Origin of the sequence: Thermus sp. NEB1569, from assembly GCF_022385295.1 — a bacterium.
In the GTDB taxonomy this organism is placed as follows: domain Bacteria; phylum Deinococcota; class Deinococci; order Deinococcales; family Thermaceae; genus Thermus; species Thermus scotoductus.
Genome location: NZ_CP092445.1, coordinates 597,168 through 616,724, shown reverse-complemented (window position 1 = coordinate 616,724; position 19,557 = coordinate 597,168). Strand labels below are relative to the sequence as shown.

Sequence of the window (19,557 nt, the reverse complement as noted above, 5' to 3'; positions counted from 1 at the left end):
GACTACCGCCCCCAGAGGGCGCCCACCATCTGCCAAAACGGGCCATCCCCACGTGCGTGGGGACTACTACGTATGACCGGGATGACGGCGCTGGAGCTCCGGGCCATCCCCACGTGCGTGGGGACTACGCGGATGCGCTCATGGATGCGGTAGATTAGCGCGGGCCATCCCCACGTGCGTGGGGACTACGGGAGGTGCGGGTGCGGGTGGCGGGGGCCTTCGGGCCATCCCCACGTGCGTGGGGACTACGTGGCCATATTCCGAGCTCAGGCTCAGGATGCCGGGCCATCCCCACGTGCGTGGGGACTACCCAAAGGTCCTGGGGCCCTCGCTGGGGCACGCCCGGGCCATCCCCACGTGCGTGGGGACTACTGGAGCCAGGCCAAAAACTCTCGCGGGCTGTCCGGGCCATCCCCACGTGCGTGGGGACTACGCGCTACCGCCGTCATAGCGGGATTATACCACCGGGCCATCCCCACGTGCGTGGGGACTACGTGGAGGAGGTGGGGGTCCGGTTATAGACGCCCGGGCCATCCCCACGTGCGTGGGGACTACTACGCCCCCCGTGGGGACGAGGGAGAGGTGCGCGGGCCATCCCCACGTGCGTGGGGACTACGCCGCCCTCCACCTCCCGAAGGAGACCGTCCGCGGGCCATCCCCACGTGCGTGGGGACTACTCATCGGCCCTCCGGGGGTGGGCAAGACCACCCGGGCCATCCCCACGTGCGTGGGGACTACACATGACCCAGACGGCAAAAACCCCCGCCGACCCCCCTCTATGTGTATGTAAAGGGAGCCAGTCCAGATTAGCCTTTCAAGATTCCCCGTGCGTGAGCCCAGGCGCACATCCGGAGCCTAAAAGTCTTCTGTACGCACCTGGCTCCCTCGCACCTCGAGGCCCACTATACCACCCAGCTGAGCCCCCTACACATTGAACCCGAACATGCGCATCATGCGCTTGCCTTCCTCGGTCATTCTAGCAGGGGTCCAGGGAGGCGTCCAAACGAACTCCACATTCACCCCCTGCACCCCGGGAAGGCGCATCACCGCCATTTCCGCATCGGCCTTCACCATGTCCTGGGCGGGGCAACCGAGGGCGGTGAGGGTCATGGTGAGGTCCACCACCCCGTTTTCGTGGATCTCCACATCGTAGACCAAGCCCAGGTCCACGATGTTCACGGGGATTTCCGGGTCGTAGACCACCTTCAAGGCCTCGAGGACCTGTTCCTTGGTGGGCAACCCCTCCCGTACCTCGGCCGGCCCTTCTTTCTGGTGCCGGTCTCCTTCTCCCTCGGGCAGGACTTCTTGGCGCTCGTCCATAGCTTCAAGGATACCCCCTCCCCGGGCCCTTTGCCTAGACAACCTCACCTTTGCCCTAGACAAAGCGACAAGGATGTGCCACACTATTCCCCGGTTGGGGAGTAGCCCCATGGCCAGCCTCCCGTCAGGACGGGCCTAAGCCCCGGGGGCTGGGGGCAGAAAGCCCGGGCGAGACCACCGCACGATGCGGTGGTCTATTTTCTTTGGAGGTGGTGGGATGGAAACCGGCGTACTTTCAACGATCCTGATCCTCATGGCCCTCGAGGTGATCCTTTCCGCCGACAACGCCCTTATCCTAGGGGTCATCGTCCAGAAACTTCCCGTCCACCTGAGGCAGAAAGCCCTTTTCTACGGCATCCTAGGGGCCTACGTGCTCAGGGGCCTGGCCCTTCTCTTCGCCGCCCTGGTCATCAAGCTCTGGTGGGTCCAGGTCCTGGGAGCCGCCTACCTCCTCTACATCGCCTTAAAGCATTTCCTGAAACCTGAAGAGGCCCATGCACCACCTCCTGTAGAGGTGAGCGCCGCCCACTTCTGGAAGACCGTAGCCCAGGTGGAGCTCATGGACTTGGCCTTCGCCGTAGACTCGGTGCTGGTGGCCGTGGCTCTTTCGGATAAGCTCTGGGTCATCTACACCGGGGTCTTCCTGGGCATCCTGGCCTTGAGAATGCTGGCCAGCCTGGTGGTGAACCTTCTGGACCGCTACCCCCGGTTCAAACACCTGGCCTATGTGGTGGTGGGCCTCGCCGGAGTAAAGCTTCTGGTGGGCGGATGGGACAAGCTGGCGAAGGAAACCCTCCACCGCCCCGAGCTGGCCTTGGGCCTGGACAAGGAGGCCTTTAGCCTCTTCATCCTGGGGGTGCTCCTTTTGGGAAGCCTTTGGGCCTTGCGGAAGCCTGCGGCCCAACCCTCCTGAGATGAACTTTTGGACCTACCTTCTCCCAGCCCTAGTCCTCTTCCTGGAGGTGGGTTTCCCCTTCGGCCTCTTTGTACCCGGAGGGGATACCCTCCTGTTGGCCCTAGGAGCCCTGGCCGGGGAGGGAAAGCTGGCCCTCTTCCCCTTGCTTCCCCTCCTCTTCCTGGGAAGCTACTTGGGGCACGGAATGGGGTACGGGCTGGGGCGGATCCTGGGGCCTAAGGTGCTGAAACGCTTCCCCGAAAAGCTAAAGCAGCAGGCCACCAGGCTCCTAAACCGTTTTGGCCCTTCGGCTTTGCTGGTTGCCCCCTTCGTGCCGGGTCTGCGCACCGTGGTGCCCTTCTTGCTGGGGGCCCTGGGCTTTCCCTGGCTACCCTACCTGGCCCTCACCGCCTTGGGAAGCCTCCTTTGGAGCCAAGGGCTCGTGCTCCTGGCCTACTTCCTGGGGGAAAAGCTTTCCCCTTGGCTCTTATGGCCCGCCCTGCTCCTGCTGGCCCTTCTGCCCCTTTTACGCCGCAAGGGCCGGGCCTAGCCCTCAGATGTACTTCTCCCCCCGCACCACAAAGACGTTTTCCACGTAGGCGATCACGGCATAGTGGGGAAAGTAGGCCTCCTGCAAGCGGGCCAGGATCCTGAGGGCCACCTCCTCGGGAACGATGGTTTCCAGGCGGATGTTCTGGCCCTCCCAGTCCAGGCTGCGCATGCCCCGGGAACCCTCTCCCCTGGCGGGCACGATGGTGTACCCCTTGGCTCCCAGGCGCTTGATCTCCTCCACCAGCTTCTTCTCCAGGATGCTTTCCGCCACGATGGTGACCAGCTTCAAAGGCACCAGGTCCATGATTCACCCCCCGATCCACTGGGCCAAGGCGTGGTAGATGGGGATGCCCAAGACCAGGTTAAAGGGAAAGGTAACCGCCAGGCTGGCAGCCAGATACAGGCTGGGATTGGCCTCCGGCAAGGCGATGCGCACGGCTGCAGGGGCAGCGATGTAGCTGCTGCTGGCCGCCATGGCCCCCAAAACGGTGGCTCCTCCAGGGGAAAACCCCACCAGGTGGCCCAGGTAAACCCCCACCGCCCCATGGAACAAGGGAAGCAGGGTGCCGTAAAGAACCAAACGGAAGCCCACTTGCCTTAAGGTGGCGAACCTCGAGGCCGCCACTATCCCGAGATCCATGAGGAAAAGGGTCAGGGCCCCATAGAAGGGCTCCACAAAGAAGGGCTTCACCCGCTCCATACCCGCCTCCCCGGAAAGGGCGCCCACCAAAAGCCCCCCCACCAGGAGGACCACGCTCTTACCGGTGAGCACCTCTCGGAAAGCCTCGCCCAGGTTTCCGCTTCCCCGCTTGGCCATGAGGAGGGCCACCACGATGCCCGGCACCTCCAAAAGGGCCACCAGGGTGGGCAAAAACCCCTCGGGCCGGTGGCCCACCGCCTGGGCAAAGGTGAGGGCCGCCAAGAAGGTAACCGCGGAAACCGAACCGTAATGGGCGGCCAAGGCCCCAGCATCCAGCCGGCCAAGGCTAAGGAAGCGGCGGGCCAGAAAATAACTGGAAAGGGGCCGGAAAAGCCCCAAACTCAAGGTGGCCAAGGCAGGAAGAAGCACGATAGTCAGGGGCGTTTTGGAAAGCTCCACCCCCCCTTTGAAGCCAATGGCGAAGAGGAGGTAGATGGAAAGCGCCGTGTACATGGCTTCCGGAAAAGCCAGGTCGCTCTTTAGGAGCCGGGCCACCACCCCTAGGGCAAAGGCCAAAACCATAGGGGAAAGGAGGTTGAGGCGAAGGAGTTCCAGGGCATCCATGGCCTGCCTTTTACCACAGGCGGGAAGGCTTGGTACAATCCGGTACGATGCGGCCTTTGGTGGGCGTCATCATGGGCTCTAAGTCGGACTGGGAAACCCTCCGCCATGCGGCGGAAACCCTGGAAACCCTAGGCATCCCCTACGAGGTACGGGTGGTCTCTGCCCACCGCACCCCGGACCTCATGGCGGAGTACGCCAAGACCGCCAAGGAGCGGGGGCTTTTGGTGATCATCGCCGGGGCCGGCGGGGCGGCCCACCTTCCCGGCATGACCGCCGCCCACACCCCCTTGCCCGTGCTGGGGGTGCCGGTGGAAAGCAGGTCCTTAAAGGGCGTGGATTCCCTCCTCTCCATCGTGCAGATGCCCGCTGGCATCCCCGTGGGAACCCTGGCCATCGGGAAAGCAGGCGCGGTGAACGCCGCTCTCTTGGCCGCCAGCATCGTGGGGCTTTCCCATCCTGAGGTGATGGAGCGCCTTGTGGCCTACCGCAAGGCCCAGACCGAGGCCGTCTTGGCCCACCCCGACCCCAGGGAGGAAGGATGAGGATAGGCATCCTGGGCGGGGGCCAGCTGGGGAGGATGCTGGCTTTGGCCGGTTATCCCTTGGGGCTTTCCTTCCGCTTCCTGGACCCCTCCCCTAAGGCCTGCGCCGGGCAGGTGGGGGAGCTTTTGGTGGGGGATTTCCTGGAGGAAAAAGCCCTAACGCGCTTTGCCGAGGGGCTGGACCTGGTTACCTACGAGTTTGAAAACGTGCCGGTGGAAGCCGCCCGGTTCCTTGAGGCAAGGCTTCCCGTCCTTCCCCCGCCCAAGGCCCTGGAGGTGGCCCAGGACCGCCTTCTGGAAAAAACCTTCATGCAAAGCTTGGGGATACCCACCCCTCCCTTTCGCCGGGTGGATAGCCTCAGGGAGCTTAGGGAAGGCCTCGAGGCCCTGGGCTTCCCCGCCCTCCTCAAGACCCGCCGGGGCGGGTACGACGGCAAGGGCCAGGCCCTTCTCACCTCATGGGAGGAGGCGGAAAGGGCGTTCCACGCCCTGGGGGGAGGGGGATTGATCCTCGAGGGCTACATACCCTTTGACCGGGAAGTTTCCATCCTGGGGGTGCGAAGCCGCACGGGCGCGCTGGCCTTCTATCCCCTGGTGGAAAACCGCCACCAAGGGGGCATCCTCCGCCTCTCCCTGGCCCCGGCCCCGCAAATCCCCCCCACCCTCCAGGAAAAAGCAGAGGGGTACGCCAGGAAAGCCATGGAGGCCCTGGGGTACGTGGGCGTCGTGGCCCTGGAGCTTTTCCAGGTGCGCGAGGAACTCCTCTTCAACGAGATGGCCCCCCGGGTACACAACTCCGGCCACTGGACGATAGAGGGAGCCGAGACCAGCCAGTTTGAAAACCACCTCCGCGCCCTTTTGGGCCTCCCCTTGGGAAGTACCCTCCCACGGGGCCATAGCGCCATGGCCAACCTCATTGGGGTGAAACCCGACTTCCGCCAGGTCCTCGCCCTTTCCGGAGCCCACCTGCACTGGTATGGCAAGGAAGTGCGCCCAGGGCGCAAGGTGGGGCATATCACCCTGCGGCGCGACACCTGGGAAGGCTTGGCCCAGGACCTTTCCCACCTCCTAGCCTTGGCCCAGGCCGCCGAGCCGGTATAATCCAAACTAGCGTTCCCTAAGGGAAGCACCGGCAAAGGAGGCAGGCTATGGATCGGATGGCTCGGCTCAAGGAGGTAGTGCGTGCGGCCAAAGGGCACCCTGTGTACCGGGAAAAGCTAAAGGACATTGACCCGGAAAGGGTAAGCCTGGAGACCCTAGGAGAGCTCCCCCTTACCACCCGGGAGGAGTGGGTGGCTTACCTGAAAGAGCACCCCAAACCCCCGGAAGGCGCAAGCCTTATGCACCTGACCCCAAGCCCCCTCATGGGCTGGATGCCCGAGTACCTCTCCCAGGAGGACCTCCGCTACCAGGCGGAGGCCCTGGCGGCCCATTACCAAAGGCTTGGCCTGGTGGGCAAAAAGGTGCTGGTGGCCTTCAGCTACCACGTATTCGCTGGGGGGTGGCTCTTCCACGAAGCCCTATTGCGGGCAGGAAACCTGGTCTTCCCCCATGGCCCCGGGGAGGCTTCCCGCATTGCCGAGATCGGCCAGGTCTACGGCTTTGACGTGCTGGTCACCAATCCCTCCTTTGCCCTCAAGGTGGGCCAGGCGGGAGGGCGCTTTCCCCTCCTTTTGGCGGGAGGGGAGCCCTTCACCTCCGTGCCCGGTTTCCGGGAAAGGGTGGAGGCCGCCCTGGGGGGGGTAGCCCTGGACGCCTACGGCACCAGCGAGCTCGGCATCGTGGCCGGAGAGGGTTTAGAGAAGGAGGGCCTGTGGGAGATCCCGGAGATGGCGGTCCTCGAGGTCTTAGACCCTGAGACCCTCAGGCCCGTGCCGGACGGGGAGAAGGGGGAGCTCGTGGTCACCGCCCTAAGCCGCACCCTCATGCCCATGGTGCGCTTCCGCACCGGGGACCTAGCCGTGGCGGAGAGGCGGGGAGGGCTCACCCTCCTCCCCCGGGGGGTCTTCGGCCGGACAGACGCCATGGTGAAGGTCAAGGGGGTGAAGCTCTACCCCACGGAGCTTGGGCCCATCCTTGCGGGCTTCGGCCTGGACCCTAAGGGCTTCCAGGTGGTGGTGGAGAGGAAGCTGGAGGGCACAGACAAGCTCGTCCTCCGCCTGAAGGCGGAGAGGGTGCCGCCCGGGCTCATGGAGGCAGTCCAGAGGGCCACTGGCCTCAAGGTGGACGAGGTGGAGCTTGTCCAAGAAATTCAGGGGCCGTTAGTAGAAGACCACCGCTTCTGAAGGCTTCTACCCCCTACGGGGCTATCAACCTTCCTCGGGGGGCGCCTCCTGGACGCCCCCCATGCGCCTTGTTTCATGTATCCCCGGTTTGGTCAGCCTGTGTCACGCGTTAGCGTATCTTGAGGGCTATCTTGGAAACCGGGGGATTATAGCTCCCCCACACCCCCTCTTTTCTCTAAGCCCCCCCTCTCCGCCCTGGGGTTTTCCCTTCTCGTTATTTTTTTCTCATAAAAAGGCGCTAAACTCTTTGGGAGAACCCAAGGCTCCTTGGTGTAAGATGAGGGTAGAATTCCTGCGCCTTGGGCAAGGAGGGAAGATGCGGTTTTTCGTGCTGGGCGACGTTTCCGTGGATTTGCTTTTCTTCGTGGAGCGCATCCCCGAACCCGGGGAGGAACTTCCCGCCCGAAGGGCGCTCATGAAGCCCGGGGGGGCGGGGGGGACCCTGGCAGCCCAGCTCGCCAGCCTCGGCCACCGGGTCTATCTAGCGGGCCGGGTGGGCCAAGACCCCTTCGCCGAGCTCGCCCTGAGCCGGGTACGGGAGGTGGGGGTGGACCTCAGGTACCTCCAGGAAGACCCGGAGCACACCACGAGCTCCGTGCTCATCCTGGTGGTGCCCGGGGGGGAAAGGGCCATGGTGAGCGCCGAGGGGGCAAGCCGTTACCTGGACCCCGCCCTCTTCAAGCCCCGCTTCCTGGACCAGGCGGACGCCGTGGTCCTCTCCGCCTACGCCCTGGTGGGGGGGCCCTCCCGAAGCTACGCCGCAGAGGTCCTCGAGGCGGCGAGGAGGCGGGAGATGCCCGTCTTCGCCGACCTGGGCACAGGGGCGGTGCGGGCGGCGGGACGGGAGCTCCTCAGGCACCTCCGGGGGGTGGATTGGCTTCTCATGAACCAGGCCGAGCTCCTGGCCCTCACCGGGGCCTCCTCCCTCTCCGGGGGGATCGCGCGGCTCCGGGAGGAAGGCTTCCGGCACCTGGCCATCAAGGTAGGGGCCATGGGCTCCATCCTGGTCACCCCGGAAGGGGAGGAACTCCTGGAGCCCTATCCGGTGGAGGACATCGTGGACTCCACCGGGGCGGGAGACGCCTACACCGCCGCCTTTGCCCACGCCCTCCTCTCGGGGAGAAGCCCCCTCGAGGCCGGCCGCCTGGCCAATCTGGCGGGGGCCCTGGCCGCCACGGGCCTGGGGGCCCAAGGGCGGCTCCTCCGCCTAGAGGACCTGGAAGTAAAGGCGCGCTAGGGCCAAAAAGGCGAGGCCCGCCCTTCCGCTCTTCTCCGGGTGGAACTGGGGGGCCAGGAGGTTCTCCCGGGCGAGGAGGGCGGTGAAAGGGGTGCCCTCGTACGCCCCCACCCCCAGGGAGTGAGGGGTAAGAGGGCCGTAGTAGGAGTTGGCGAAGTAGAAGTGGCGGCCCGAAAGGGAGGCAAAGGCCCCCTGGAAGGCCAGGGCGTTCCACCCCATCTGGGGCACCCTCCCCACCCTAAAACGGCGCACCTCCCCCGGGAAGAGGCCAAGGCCCTTCACCCCCGGCGCCTCCTCGCTTGCCTCGTAGAGGACCTGCATCCCCACGCAGATGCCCAGGAAGGGAAGGCCCCTTTCCAGGTGGCGGAGAACCCGCTCCACAAAGCCGCTTTCCCGGAAAGCCCGCATCACCTGGCCGAAGTGGCCCTGGCCGGGAAGGACCAGGAGGCTGGCCTCGAGGTGCGCCCGGGGGTCCGAGGAGACGCTGACCTCAAAGCCCGCAGCCTCCAACGCCTTGGCAGCACTTCGGAGGTTCCCCGAACCGTAGTCGATGAGCAGGGCCTTCATGCCCTAAAGCACCCCCTTAGTGCTGGGAAGCCCCTCCCCCGTGAGGCGGGTCGCCCGGTGGAGGGCCCGGGCCAGGGCCTTGAAGCTGGCCTCCACCACATGGTGCGCCTCCCTGCCGGAAAGAAGCCGAAGGTGCAGGGTGAGGCGGCCGTGGTTGACGAGCCCCCTTAGAAACTCCCTGAGGTGGTAGTGGTTCACCCCACCCGCCTCCCCCACCACGGGCCACTCCTCCGGACGGTACTCCAGGTGGGGCCTACCCGAGAGGTCCAAAACGCAAAGCACCAGGGTCTCGTCCATGGGGGCGAAGGCCTCGGCGTAGCGTTCCACGCCCCTTCCCTCCCCCAAAGCCTCCCTTAGGGCCTGGCCCAGGGTGATGCCCACATCCTCCACCAGGTGGTGCACGTCCACCTCGAGGTCCCCCTTGGCCTCCACCTCCAGGAGGAAACGGCCATGCCGCTGGAGTTGCAGAAGCATGTGGTCCAAAAAGGGCAGGCCCGTGGCGATCTCGCCGCCCACAGGCCCATCCAGGCCGAGACGCACCCTCACCCAGGTCTCCGCCGTGGCCCGCTCCACCGAAGACTCACGCATAGGCCACCTCAAAGGCCGCCTTCAGAAAGGCGTCCATCTCCTCCTTGGAGCCCACCGTCACCCGGATGCACCCAAAAAGGCCTGGGTAGTGGTCCTGCCTTCGCACCAGTATCCCCTGGGCGAGAAGGTGGCGGAAGGCCCTCTCAGCATCCGGGGTCCGCACCAACAGGAAGTTGGTGTGGCTCCTATAGGGCTGCCAGGTGGGATGGCCCCTAAGCTTCGCATAAACCCGCTCCCGCTCGGCCCGCACATGGGCCACCACCTCCTCCACGTACCCGGGGCTTTCCAAAACCACCTCCAGGATGGCCCCGGTGTGGGCGGGAAGGACAAAGGGAGGAAGCACCTCGCGGACAAGGGCGGCCACCTCCGGCGAGGCCAACAAATAACCCGCCCTCACTCCTCCCAGGGAGAAGGCCTTGGAAAAGGTGCGCAAGAAGGCCACATGGGGGTTTCCCCGCCCCAAGGGGCTAAAGTCCGAGCCCGCAAACTCCCGGTAGGCCTCGTCCACCACCAAAAGCCCCTCCACCTCCTTGGCCCTCTCGGCCAAAGCCCAAAGGGCCTCCTCGGGGAAAAGGGTCCCCGTGGGGGCGTGGGGGTTAGGCAGGAAGAAGACCCCGCCCTGGAAGGCGGAAAGAAGCTCCTCCAAAGGCAAAGCGAATCCTTCCCCTCCCGCCTCCAGGAGTATGGCCCGGTAAGGGGTTCCCGTCACCCGGGCGGCATGGGCGTAGTGGGGAAAGGAGGGGCTTACATCCAAAACCTCCTCCGCCGCCACCGCCAGGGCCAGGATGAGGAGGTTGGAACCCGGTGCCAGGACGATGCCCTCCTCCGGCCATCCCACCCGGGCGGCAAGCCTTTGCCGCAGGGCCTCGGCGTGGATCTCCGGGTAGCGGTTCCAGGAAAGGTGGGCCAGGCGCCTCAGGGCCTCCGCCTTCAGGGCCTGGGGAAGGTCAAAAGGGCTTTCGTTCTGGTCCAGCTTCACCGGGGCCTCCACCTTCCTGTAGGGATAGGGGGAGATTCCCCGGAGGTGCGCCTTAAAGGCCCGCATGGGTCAAGTATAGCTAGAAGTGGGCGTAACCCCGCCGCTTTACGGGTGCGCCCAGGAAGTACACCCCCTCTCCCTCGGACACCTGTCCGGCGCGGAAAAGGGGAAGCCCCACCTCCTTCGCCCGGGCCAGGACCTGGGCCTCCTGCTCCGGGGGCACCGCCAGCACCGCCTCGAACTCCTCTCCCCCGTAAAGGACCAGCTCATGCGCCAGGGCCTCATCCCCGGCGAAGGCCAGCACATCGGGGTAAAGGGGAAGGGCCTCGAGGTCCACCCGCACCCCCTGTTCGGAAAGTTGCCAAAGGGTTTCCGCCAGGCCATCCGAGGAGTCCAGGCCACCCCGGAGGAGGCCCTTGAGGCTTAAGAGTTCCAGCCGGGGCAAAGGGTAGAAGGCCGCCTCCCGGATCTTCGGATAGGCCCCCAGGTCCCGGGCCTGGTAGTGGGCCTGTATGGCCGCCCCCGTCCTGCCCCAGCGGTCCCCCGCCAGGTACAGGAGGTCCCCGGGCAAGGCCCTACGGGGCACGGGAACCTCCGCCTGGGCGAAGCCAGAAACAGTGAGGGCCACCTCCTCGCCGGCGTTGGTGTCCCCCCCAAGGAGCACAGCCCCAAGCCGCCCTGCCGCCTCCGCCGCACCCTTGACCAGCTCAAGGGCGAAGTCCTCCTCCAAATCCGGGGGCAGAAAAAGCCCTAGGGTAAAGCCCAAGGGCCTTCCCATCTTGCAAAGAAGGTCGGAAGCCGTGGCCGCCACCCCCCTAAAGCCCACCTCAAAGGGCCCCATCCCCGAGAGGGCCACCTCCCGGTAGAGAAAGCCATCGGTCTTCAAAAGCCAGGCCTCATCCCCCATCCAAACCCCGCCGGCATCGTCCCCCGGGGGCAAGGGAGCCCCCGGGGGATAGCCGATTGTGGCAAGCTTCCCAAGAAGCGCCCTCTCCCCCAAGTCTTTAAGCCGCATACGCCCAGGCTAGGGTATCATGGCGAGGTGTGCCGGGTTGACCTTTGCCGAACACCGGCCCCTGGCCCCTTGGTCCTGGTGGAGGTTATCCCCGCAGGAAGCCTCCTCACCTTGCTCCTGGCCCAAGGAGCCCTGGAGGTCTGGGTGGCCCCAGGGCCCAAGGTGGCCCGCCTCCTGGCCCAGGAGCTAGGGGGGGAAACCCTGCTATTGGGGGAGGTGGAAGGCTTTCCCCCGGAGGGCTTCCATGGCCGCCTTTCCCTGGTGGAACTGGAAGGGATAGACCTCAAGGGGAAGCGGGCCATCCTGGTGGCACCGGCCCTCAACCAAAGCCTCGTGCCTGGGGAAGAGGAGGTGTACCTGGCAGGTTTCCGTAACGCCAAGGCCGCCTTGGAACTCCTACGCCCCATCCAGGGCCTCGTGCTCCGGCCTGCCGGGGCCCCCGAGCCCCTGCTTTCCGCGGTGGTGGCGGCAGGCTTTCTGCAGAAAAAACTCTCCCCTGAGGCTCCCTTAAGCCTGGCTTCTGCCCTCCTTAAGGCCTTTCCCGACCCCCAGGAGGCCCTCTTCCAAAGCCCGGAGGGCCAGGCCCTCCACAAGGAGGGGCGCACGGAGGAGCTGGCCCGGGCCAGCCTCATCGGGGTGGACCCGGTGGTACCCAGGCTTGCCGGGGTACGCTTCTTCCCCAAGGCGGAGTTCGGCCTGACCCAGGACCGCTACGCCCAGAGGTTTGTGGCATGGAACGGGTAGAACTCTTAGGCCTTCCCCTGGACCCTGTGGGGATGGAGGAGGGCCTGGCCCGAATCCAGGGCTTCCTAAAGGAGGAAGGCACCCACCAGGTGGTCACCCTGAACCCGGAGATCGCCGTGCGGGCCCAGGAGGACCAAGCCCTCAGGCAAGCCATCCTCGAGGCGGAGCTGGTAACCCCGGATGGGGTGGGCATCCTCTGGGCTGCCAAAAGGCTTTTGGGCCTGGAACTTAAGGAGCGGGTCACCGGGGTGGACCTCACCTTGGCTCTATTGGAGCGCTTTCCCGGGATCCGGGTCTACCTCCTGGGGGGCAGGCCCGGGGTGGCGGAGCGGGCGGCCCTCGAGGCCAGGCGGCTCGGGGCGGAGGTGGTCGGGTACCACCACGGCTACTTCCAGGAGGAGGAAGGGGTGGTGGAGGAGATCCGGCAAAAGGCCCCGGACCTCCTCCTGGTGGGCATGGGGGAACGGCAGGAAACCTTCATCCACCGGCACAAGGCCCACCTGAGGGCCAAGGTGGCCATGGGGGTAGGTGGCACCCTGGACGTGCTGGCCGGCGAGGCCAAGCGCCCTCCGGCCTGGGCGCAGAGGCTCGGCCTGGAGTGGCTTCTCCGGGTGGGCCTGGACCCCAAGCGGTGGAAGCGGGCCCCCAGGCTTTTCCGCTTCGCTTATATGGTTCTCAAGGAAAGGCGCTAGAATGCGCCCATGGTGACCCCAAGGCGCTTCCTCGCCCTTCTCCTTCTTCTGGGGCTCGGCCTGGCCCAAGGGCTGGTCCTGCCCTTTGAAGGCCCCCAGGGCTTCCGCCTGGCCCAGGCCTTTGCCGAGGGCCTTAAGGCCCCACCCCCTACCCTCCTGGCCCTCCTCCTTCCCAACCTTCCCTGGCAGGGCAGTTACGACCTGGTGGGGGGGCTTTACACCAAGGCCGGGGCCCGTCTGGCCCAAGCGGCCACCGGAGCAGACTGGGTCCTCCTAGGCCGAGAGGAGGAAAGGGGGCTTAGGCTCTTTTTGGCCCGCAAGGATGGGGTCAAGGAGGGGCTTTTTGCCACCCCAGGCCTGGCCTGGCTTTGGCTGCAGAAGGAGGGCTTGGCCCCCAAGTGGGCCCCCTTGCCCAGTCCCACCCAGTCGGAGGAAGCACTTAGGGCCCTCGCCCAAGGGCAGAACCCCGATCCCTTGCACCAGTCCGCCCTGGACCTTAAGGAGGGGCGGGGGGCTGGGCTTTTGGAAGGGCTTTTGCCTCAAAAACTCCTCCTCCTCTGGCAGGGGAAGCTCTCCCCTCCATACCAGGCCTTTTCCCTTCTCTCCCAAGGGAAGCGGGAAGAGGCGCTCAAGGAGGCCGGGAACCTGCTTTTGGGGGATGTCCTGGAAAGGACCGCGGCCCACCTTCTCCTGCGGACCCTGGAAGACGAGCGCTGGAAGGAATCCGCCCGCACCCTGGCCCAGGCCTTCCCTGAGCTTCCCCTGGCCTGGGAGGAGGTGAGCTTCGCCGCCTTCGCGGAAGGGAAGGGGGAGGAAGCCAAGGAGGCACTCCTGAAGGCCCTAAAGCTAAGGCCGGATTATTGGCTTTACTGGACCAATCTGGGCTGGGCCTACTACCTCACGGGGGATCTTCCCAGGGCCATCCTGGCCTCAAAGCGGGCGGTGGAGCTCATGCCCAACGCCACCGCCTACTACAACCTGGGCCTGTTTAAGGCCATCTACGGGGACTTCCTGGGGGCCAAGGCCGCCTACGACCGGGCTTTGCGGCTGGACGAGGGGGAGGATTTCCCGGAGGCCCTAAAGGACCTGGAGGAAAGGCAAGAACCCCTCACCCTCTACTTCCGCGCCTACCTCTCGGAAAGGGTGGGCCTTCCCGCCAAGGAGATATACCAGGCCTTCCTGAAGGCTTATCCAAAACACCCTCTGACCCCACGGGCGAAAAGGGCCCTTGAGAACCTGGGGGAGGAAACCCTTTCCCTGGAGGTGAGGAAGCTTTCCCTAATCCCTGGGGATCTGGACGCCCGGCCCTTTAGGGCTTCAGAGGCCGTTTTCCCCGAGGTGAGGCTCAGCGGCACCCCTTACCTCCCCCGCCACCAGCTGGAAACCCTCCTCTACAAGGAAGGGGCCCTCCTGGCCCAGGAGAAGAAGCCCTTGGGCTTCCCTCCCCTCACCGCCGCCCTCGAGGAGGTGGCCCCCGCCGTCACCCTGCCCGAGCCGGGCAGGTACGTGCTGGAGGTGCGCTACGGCGAGGCCCAGGCCCTAATCCCCCTGGAGGTGGGACCCGAAAGCCTGGCCCGGAAGCTCTACGCCCTGGGGCTCGAGGCCCGGGACCTCTCGGGAATCCCCCTCCTCACCGTGAAGGAGATGCTGGGGGAAGCAGGGGAGAGGCTCCTCATAGAGCGGACCCTAGCGGCCCTCAAGGAGGCCGCCCCCCTGGCCACCGGCGCCCGCCTCACCGCTCCCTTGCCGAGGGGCCCCTACGCGGGCAAATCCGTGCAGGAGCTCCTCCGAGACCCCACCCCTGAGCTGGTGCGGGCCTTCTACCAGGCGGTCCTCGAGGCGCCGGAGCTCCTTGGGGAAAGCGACGTGGTGAACGCCTTTGTGGAATGGCTTCTGGGTCTGCAGGACGGGCAGTAGGGCGGTAAGGGTTGCCCCCCGCCCTAGGGCGGGGGGCTCCTGGTGGAGCCGACGGGACTCGAACCCGTGACCTCCTGAGTGCGATCTGCACGAAAATCCCTGCGCACCGCGGCAAGTCGCGTCAGGAATCGGCACGGATTGGCACGTGGGGGTACTATCCGGTTGGCGCTCTGCTACAGCTCTGCTACAGGTTCACGGGCTCGTTCACCCGCACCTGGGCAAGGTCCGGGCGGGAGAGGTTCATCACCACTGGGCTCTTCGTAGTCCAGCGCCCCTTGGGAGAGTACAACGTCCCCGCCGGGAACCAGTAGCGGTGCTCGGATTCAGCTTGAGTAGCCAAGAACGCCACGGGGTCCAGATAGCCCTCCTCGATGGCCTTGCGGTTCATCCCGGGCCAGTAGTCCGGTGGAAGAGGTTTCCGCCGCACCTCAAAGTGCAGGTGGGCGAGGAAAGGTGCCCGCGGGTCCCCCTTCCCCACGCTCCCGATGGCCTCTCCCGCCAGCACCACGTCTCCCTCCTCCACGGCGACGAAGGCGAGGTGCGCGTACTGGGTGGCGAGGTACGGGAGCCCCAGGAGCTGGGCCAGGGTGGGGTGCTCAATCAGGACGATGTTCCCCCACACCCGGTGCGTTCCGGCGTGCACTACCCTCCCCGCCGCCACGGCTACCACGGGGTAGCCGTAGTCCTGGTCCCCGCTCGTCCCTTGGAGGTTGTAGTCCACCCCGGGGTGCTCGGCGGGGGGAAGGCCAGCCTTGCGGCGCCACTCGGGATAGCGAGGGTCCAGGAACCCCGCGTCCACCCGGGCTCGGCGAGCATCGCGGAAGGGGTGCAGGACCCTCATCTCCCACCTCCGTACTCTCTGAGGACTACCCGGACCAGCCTGGGGAGGGCCAATAGGGCCATGCCTGAGGCGCGAAGGAAGAGGTCCAGGTCATACGCGTCTCCACCTGCGTAGTGCCGCCAGAGGATGACCCCGGCCAGGTAGAAGCTTCCGCCCAACGCCTCCACCCGTTCCTCCCACCGGGTAGGGAGGCGGGCCAGAAAACCGCCCAGGATGAGCACGATGGCGTAGACGGAGTAAGCGGTGATGATGGCGCGGGAGAGCTCCACCCCGAGGAGGAGGAGGACGTCAACCCCGCTCATCCCTCACCTCCTTTCCGCTTGAGGATCTCGCGCACCCCGAGGAGAGCCCCCCACACACTCCCGATGAGAAGCGCCCAGCCCTGCGGAATGTCCTCCCCGGTGAGGAGGGACCGGATGAAAAACCCCACCCCGGCCAGGGTGGTGAAGCTAAGTAGGACGTACTCCGTGTATTTCTCCTTTTCCACATGTGCCCTCTTACCAGCGCGTCCCCACGCCGATGGCCCACCTCCATGGCGAAGGCCCGAGGAGGGGGCGGGCCACCTCAAGGCTGGCCCACCACCCCTCCAGGTAGAGCCCCACGAGGGAGTAAAGCCCTACTTGGGGCTCCGGCCACGAGCGCCATTCCGCCCCCAAAGCAACCTCCAGCGGGCCTTGAGACCAGACGACCTCCTCGGCGTAGCACACCGCCCAGAGCGGGGGGCCGTAGACCACCCGACACGCCGCACGACCGCCCGCCAGAGCGCTACCGCAGGCGAGAGCGGTCAGCGTCAGTGCGAGTATCGCCAGACGCACGGGACACCACCAGAGGCCCCTGGGCCACCGTCCGCCCGTAGAGCCCGAGGGCGGCCAGGACGGTGATAATCCAGTCCGGCACGGGCGGAAGCCCGGTCTCGGGCACCAGGGCGTTCCAGAGGCCGATGAGGCCCGCGATCAGGACGCTCCAGAAAGTTTTAGACCGCCAGAACGGCTTCATGTTTCACCTCCTTTCTTCTTGGGTGCTAATGGCTGACTCTTCGCACCTCCACCCTCCTGTCCTCCACCACCACGTACCCCGCGTGGGGCCAGGTGGGCCAGGCGGGGGCTATGACGAGACGCTTGTCCCACCCGGCCGCATCCCGGTTAGAGGGGCTCGTTTCCCATCAGATCTCCAGAGTTCAGAGCACGAAAGCGGGGCGGGCCCCGACATCCCACGACCGGTGGCCGCGCGGGAGGACCAGGTACAACGCGGCGAGCCCCGCGCCACCGCCATCCCACCAGTGGCCACCACGGATCGGGAGCCGTTCACCGTAGGGGCGGGCGAACAGCCTCCCCTTGGTGATGTGGGTGGTGTGCGGGACGAGCATCAGGACTTTAAGCAGGTTGGGCACGGTAATCCCGGTGTCCACCGCCAAATCCTTGTACAGGGCGGAGGCGTAGTCCTGATAGGTGTTCGAATCCCAACCCGCGGGGGGCGTCTTGGTGGTGGTGCGGAGGGTCAGAGGGCCCAGGTCCTGCACAGTGTTGTCGTTACTGTAGCTCTTATTGGGGTTGATGTCGTACTTCAGCGTTCCCGAGGTGCCGGGGCTCACCAGCGCCCCGTCTGAGGCCCGGATGGCCTTCCAGAGGGGAGAGGAGGCGCTCATGTCCGTGGAAGCGAAGGCCGCGTCGTTGTCGGGAATGATCTGAATCTCGCCGTCCACGAGCCGGAGACCCGCCACCCACTCCCACACGTTACCCACGAGGTCCGCGATGCCCGCCGGGGTGCCATCATGCCGCCAGGTGGCCGGTCCCGAGCCGGTTAGGGTGCGGCCGCTCCGGCCTTGAGCATACGTGTTCTCCCCCGGGGCGTCCCCGCTCTGGCGCGTCCCAGCCTCCCATTGAGCCTCGTGCGAACGTCCCCATTGGGTGTTGCCACGCACGGGGTCGTCCCCGGCTCCGCGGGACTTCCAAGTTAGCAGGGCAACCGCGGCCCATTCTGCGCTGGTCATCAGGTGGAAGCCCGGGCCGCTAGCGCGGGCATAGCCCAAAGCCTCATCGAAGTTGATCGCATTCGCGGGGTCCACCCCGGGCACACTGATAAGCTCGCCGTTGCTGACGATGCCCGGAAACTGACCGATCCAGATCTCCGACTTCACCTCGCCGCCCACCACGAAGGCCGGGTGGGGGCCGGTGCCCAGGGAGGGGTCAATGTCCTCCAGGTTGAACCGGGGGATCCTGCGCAAAAACACGGGCTGGCCCCGCTTGGTGTACATCACCGTGCACAGCCCACCGCTGGCCGCCTCCACCGCCTGCCGCAAAGAGTCCTTCACGCTGAAGATCATGCTGCACCTCCTTCAAACGGGAGCGGGAAGAGCCTGAGAACCACCCGCTCCAGGTCCAGTGGCTGGAGCCGCGCCTCGTAGACGGGCTCCACCCGCGTGCCGCCCTCCTCGTCCTCGTAGACCACCTCGCCCACCTGAACCTGCTCCACGCCCCGGGCGGGGAGGAGGAGCTCGGCCACGAGCCAGTCCGTGGGCTCCAGGCTGGCCTCCTCCCCCCGGGCGTAGACGAGGACCCGCCTGGGCTCTGGGCCGGAGAGGGCGTCCAGATCCAGCTCCAGGCCCCCGAGGTGGAGGGTAGTGCCCTCCAGGTGGGGCTCCCAGTACCGCTCGCCGTATGCCGTCGCGCGCTCCACCTGCATGCTCACCTCCAGGCCGGGTGGTAGGCCACCCAGCGCACCACGATGTCGTCCGCCGTGCCGCGGTTGCTGAGGGTGAAGGCGTTTTTAGTCTTGCCCACCACCTCCAGGGCCACCCGCCCCATGTCCGAGGCGCTCTCCACGTGAAGGAGGACGTGATAGTCGGTGTCGGGCATGGGGTAGGGCAGGGCCACGGTCACATCCGGGAGGACCGGGGGGAAGAAGGTGCTGGGGGTCACGGTGCGGATGTCGGTGATCGTCCCCGCGAAGGTCGCCCCCACGTCCCCCGCGGGCACCGTGATGCGGGCCAGGCCCAGCCCCCCCTCGGGCGCGGTGCTCCCCTCGGTGAGCTGGACCGCGCCGTCGTTGGTGAGGCTGAGAATGTAGGTCTTCGCGGTCGTCCCCGGGTTCGTGGGCACGGCGATGACGTTGGGCCGCTCCGCGTAGCGCATCCGTATCCCCCCCTGCACCGCCACCCCGGCGGCGATGGAGAGGGAGCGCCCGTTGCCTTGGCTAACCTGCAGCCCGCTCACCACGTACTTGCAGGGGATGTAGACCCTGCCCGCCTGCCAGACCCGTTGCCGCAGGTCGGCGAAGGCCTTGTGGGCCAGGGCGGCCTGGTCCAGGGCGAGGCTTCCCAGCACCGCCGCCGCCCGCATGGCCGCCCGGTCCCGCATGGCGTACTGGGCCATGATGCGGGCGAAGGCCCCGACCTCAATGATCTCGTTGGTGGAGCTGCGGACGAGCCCCTTAGAAGAGGTCTTGGGGATCGTCCCCCCGCCCGACTCTATGGTCTCCGCGGGCTGCCATTCGTCCGGGATGCCCCGGCTTGTCAGAAAATCCAGAAGCTCTTCAATCGTGGGCACGCTACACCTCCTCCAGCCGCACCGTGAGCCGATCTATGACCGTCATCCCCACCTCCAGGTCCACCGGGTCCCGGGTGCGGCGGTAGAGCATGACCCGGTTTCCGTTCTCATCCCTTGTGAAGAGGGCGATCTCCCGCAGGGTGCGCACCCCTAGGCCCTCCCAGGCCAGGGCGTACTCAAAGACCGCGCTGTCCCCCTCCAGGCGCTTGCTGATGAGGTTGGTGTAGACGGGGTTGGTGAGGCTACCGGCCGTAGCCGCGCCAGAAGTCCCCCACCCCGCCTCCACCACCGCGTCCATGAGGGCCTGGAGCATGAGCCGCTTCGCCGCTTGCGTGAACGCCATCTAGAACTCCACCTCCCCGAAGGGCGGGCCCTGCACCCTGCCCCGCTCCTCCGCCGCCCAGGCGAGGCCGAGCCCGAGGGAGGCCATAGAGGGCTCCCCGCCCGCAAAGGGCCAGCCGTCCAGGGGAGGGCCGTAGACCCTCCGCTCCACGGCCTCCGTCCTCGCCCGGGCCCGGGCCTCCCCCGTTTGCGGGAGGAGGAAGACCCCCCGGGGCACGGGGCCCCATGTGCGC

At 66.3% G+C, this 19,557-nt stretch carries 25 protein-coding genes and 1 CRISPR repeat array (1 of these 26 cut by a window edge); of the genes, 9 read left to right on the top strand and 16 right to left on the bottom strand.

Going from position 1 to position 19,557, the window contains the following annotated elements; all coding sequences use genetic code 11:
- Nucleotides 1–738: direct repeats of the CRISPR family, unit length 29 nt; unit sequence CGGGCCATCCCCACGTGCGTGGGGACTAC (it extends 207 nt beyond the left edge of the window).
- 186 nt (nt 739–924) lie between these two features.
- The gene (locus MI302_RS03945; RefSeq protein WP_239726283.1) at nt 925–1,320 is read right to left on the bottom strand and encodes a metal-sulfur cluster assembly factor; all 396 of its coding nucleotides are present in this window, start codon (nt 1,318–1,320) and stop codon (nt 925–927) included.
- Nucleotides 1,321–1,537: 217 nt separating this feature from the next.
- Between MI302_RS03945 and MI302_RS03940 the strand changes: the two genes are divergently transcribed.
- Nucleotides 1,538–2,233, top strand: coding sequence for a hypothetical protein (locus MI302_RS03940; RefSeq protein ID WP_239726282.1), 696 nt, complete (start codon nt 1,538–1,540; stop codon nt 2,231–2,233).
- A 1-nt stretch (nt 2,234) separates the two neighbouring features.
- Nucleotides 2,235–2,765: a DedA family protein gene (locus MI302_RS03935; RefSeq protein WP_019551243.1), complete on the top strand. Its 531-nt coding sequence runs from the start codon at nt 2,235–2,237 to the stop codon at nt 2,763–2,765.
- A 3-nt stretch (nt 2,766–2,768) separates the two neighbouring features.
- Here MI302_RS03935 and MI302_RS03930 read toward each other — a convergent pair whose 3' ends face one another.
- Together MI302_RS03930 and MI302_RS03925 are read right to left on the bottom strand one after the other, a co-directional pair.
- Complete coding sequence (locus MI302_RS03930) at nt 2,769–3,071, bottom strand: transcriptional regulator (RefSeq protein WP_239726281.1); 303 nt, start codon at nt 3,069–3,071, stop codon at nt 2,769–2,771.
- 3 nt (nt 3,072–3,074) lie between these two features.
- Complete coding sequence (locus tag MI302_RS03925) at nt 3,075–4,031, bottom strand: sodium-dependent bicarbonate transport family permease (protein WP_239726280.1); 957 nt, start codon at nt 4,029–4,031, stop codon at nt 3,075–3,077.
- A gap of 47 nt (nt 4,032–4,078) precedes the next feature.
- Between MI302_RS03925 and purE the strand changes: the two genes are divergently transcribed.
- The 4 genes from purE (at nt 4,079) to MI302_RS03905 (ending at nt 8,094) form a co-directional block, all read left to right on the top strand.
- Nucleotides 4,079–4,573, top strand: coding sequence for a 5-(carboxyamino)imidazole ribonucleotide mutase (gene purE, locus MI302_RS03920; protein ID WP_239726279.1), 495 nt, complete (start codon nt 4,079–4,081; stop codon nt 4,571–4,573).
- On the top strand, nt 4,570–5,673 hold the full coding sequence (locus MI302_RS03915) for a 5-(carboxyamino)imidazole ribonucleotide synthase (protein WP_239726278.1): 1,104 nt from the start codon (nt 4,570–4,572) through the stop codon (nt 5,671–5,673). The genes purE and MI302_RS03915 overlap by 4 nt, the downstream gene beginning before the upstream one ends.
- A 47-nt stretch (nt 5,674–5,720) precedes the next feature.
- Nucleotides 5,721–6,857 carry a phenylacetate--CoA ligase family protein gene (locus tag MI302_RS03910; RefSeq protein ID WP_239726277.1) on the top strand — a complete coding sequence of 379 codons (1,137 nt, stop codon included), beginning with the start codon at nt 5,721–5,723 and terminating at the stop codon, nt 6,855–6,857.
- 316 nt (nt 6,858–7,173) lie between these two features.
- The gene (locus MI302_RS03905) at nt 7,174–8,094 is read left to right on the top strand and encodes a carbohydrate kinase family protein (RefSeq protein WP_019551249.1); all 921 of its coding nucleotides are present in this window, start codon (nt 7,174–7,176) and stop codon (nt 8,092–8,094) included.
- On the opposite strand, the gene hisH is transcribed toward MI302_RS03905, so the two are convergent.
- From hisH to MI302_RS03885, 4 genes are read right to left on the bottom strand one after another with little or no spacing between them, the layout of a single operon-like run.
- Nucleotides 8,065–8,661: an imidazole glycerol phosphate synthase subunit HisH gene (hisH, locus tag MI302_RS03900; RefSeq protein ID WP_026329076.1), complete on the bottom strand. Its 597-nt coding sequence runs from the start codon at nt 8,659–8,661 to the stop codon at nt 8,065–8,067. The two genes, MI302_RS03905 and hisH, sit on opposite strands and share 30 nt — an antisense overlap.
- Before the next feature lie 3 nt (nt 8,662–8,664).
- Complete coding sequence (gene hisB, locus MI302_RS03895; protein ID WP_239726276.1) at nt 8,665–9,249, bottom strand: imidazoleglycerol-phosphate dehydratase HisB; 585 nt, start codon at nt 9,247–9,249, stop codon at nt 8,665–8,667.
- Nucleotides 9,242–10,294, bottom strand: coding sequence for a histidinol-phosphate transaminase (locus tag MI302_RS03890; RefSeq protein ID WP_239726275.1), 1,053 nt, complete (start codon nt 10,292–10,294; stop codon nt 9,242–9,244). Before MI302_RS03890 ends, hisB begins: the two co-directional genes overlap by 8 nt.
- A 13-nt stretch (nt 10,295–10,307) precedes the next feature.
- Nucleotides 10,308–11,243 carry a thiamine-monophosphate kinase gene (locus tag MI302_RS03885; protein WP_239726274.1) on the bottom strand — a complete coding sequence of 312 codons (936 nt, stop codon included), beginning with the start codon at nt 11,241–11,243 and terminating at the stop codon, nt 10,308–10,310.
- Between the two features lie 27 nt (nt 11,244–11,270).
- On the opposite strand from MI302_RS03885, the gene MI302_RS03880 reads away from it, so the two are divergent.
- From MI302_RS03880 to MI302_RS03870, 3 genes are read left to right on the top strand one after another with little or no spacing between them, the layout of a single operon-like run.
- A complete protein-coding gene (locus MI302_RS03880; protein ID WP_126170175.1) occupies nt 11,271–11,987 on the top strand; it encodes a 2-phosphosulfolactate phosphatase in 717 nt (238 codons plus the stop codon).
- A complete protein-coding gene (locus tag MI302_RS03875; RefSeq protein WP_239726273.1) occupies nt 11,975–12,679 on the top strand; it encodes a WecB/TagA/CpsF family glycosyltransferase in 705 nt (234 codons plus the stop codon). The genes MI302_RS03880 and MI302_RS03875 overlap by 13 nt, the downstream gene beginning before the upstream one ends.
- 9 nt (nt 12,680–12,688) lie before the next feature.
- Entirely contained in the window at nt 12,689–14,596 is a 1,908-nt protein-coding gene (locus MI302_RS03870; RefSeq protein ID WP_239726272.1) for a hypothetical protein, read from the top strand.
- A 184-nt stretch (nt 14,597–14,780) separates the two neighbouring features.
- On the opposite strand, the gene MI302_RS03865 is transcribed toward MI302_RS03870, so the two are convergent.
- From MI302_RS03865 to MI302_RS03825, 9 genes are all read right to left on the bottom strand, one after another.
- Nucleotides 14,781–15,437 carry a M23 family metallopeptidase gene (locus MI302_RS03865; RefSeq protein ID WP_239726271.1) on the bottom strand — a complete coding sequence of 219 codons (657 nt, stop codon included), beginning with the start codon at nt 15,435–15,437 and terminating at the stop codon, nt 14,781–14,783.
- Nucleotides 15,434–15,739, bottom strand: coding sequence for a hypothetical protein (locus MI302_RS03860; protein WP_239726270.1), 306 nt, complete (start codon nt 15,737–15,739; stop codon nt 15,434–15,436). The genes MI302_RS03865 and MI302_RS03860 overlap by 4 nt, the downstream gene beginning before the upstream one ends.
- A complete protein-coding gene (locus MI302_RS03855) occupies nt 15,736–15,924 on the bottom strand; it encodes a hypothetical protein (protein ID WP_003043410.1) in 189 nt (62 codons plus the stop codon). The genes MI302_RS03860 and MI302_RS03855 overlap by 4 nt, the downstream gene beginning before the upstream one ends.
- 278 nt (nt 15,925–16,202) lie before the next feature.
- Nucleotides 16,203–16,433 carry a hypothetical protein gene (locus MI302_RS03850; RefSeq protein WP_239726269.1) on the bottom strand — a complete coding sequence of 77 codons (231 nt, stop codon included), beginning with the start codon at nt 16,431–16,433 and terminating at the stop codon, nt 16,203–16,205.
- A 181-nt stretch (nt 16,434–16,614) separates the two neighbouring features.
- The gene (locus MI302_RS03845) at nt 16,615–17,760 is read right to left on the bottom strand and encodes an SUMF1/EgtB/PvdO family nonheme iron enzyme (protein ID WP_239726268.1); all 1,146 of its coding nucleotides are present in this window, start codon (nt 17,758–17,760) and stop codon (nt 16,615–16,617) included.
- On the bottom strand, nt 17,757–18,119 hold the full coding sequence (locus MI302_RS03840; protein ID WP_239726267.1) for a hypothetical protein: 363 nt from the start codon (nt 18,117–18,119) through the stop codon (nt 17,757–17,759). The genes MI302_RS03845 and MI302_RS03840 overlap by 4 nt, the downstream gene beginning before the upstream one ends.
- A 2-nt stretch (nt 18,120–18,121) precedes the next feature.
- Nucleotides 18,122–18,982, bottom strand: coding sequence for a hypothetical protein (locus MI302_RS03835; protein ID WP_239726266.1), 861 nt, complete (start codon nt 18,980–18,982; stop codon nt 18,122–18,124).
- A gap of 1 nt (nt 18,983) precedes the next feature.
- The gene (locus tag MI302_RS03830; RefSeq protein WP_239726265.1) at nt 18,984–19,325 is read right to left on the bottom strand and encodes a hypothetical protein; all 342 of its coding nucleotides are present in this window, start codon (nt 19,323–19,325) and stop codon (nt 18,984–18,986) included.
- Nucleotides 19,326–19,541 (bottom strand): hypothetical protein, encoded by a 216-nt coding sequence (locus tag MI302_RS03825; protein WP_239726264.1) that lies wholly within the window; start codon nt 19,539–19,541, stop codon nt 19,326–19,328.
- Between the last annotated feature and the right edge of the window lie 16 nt (nt 19,542–19,557).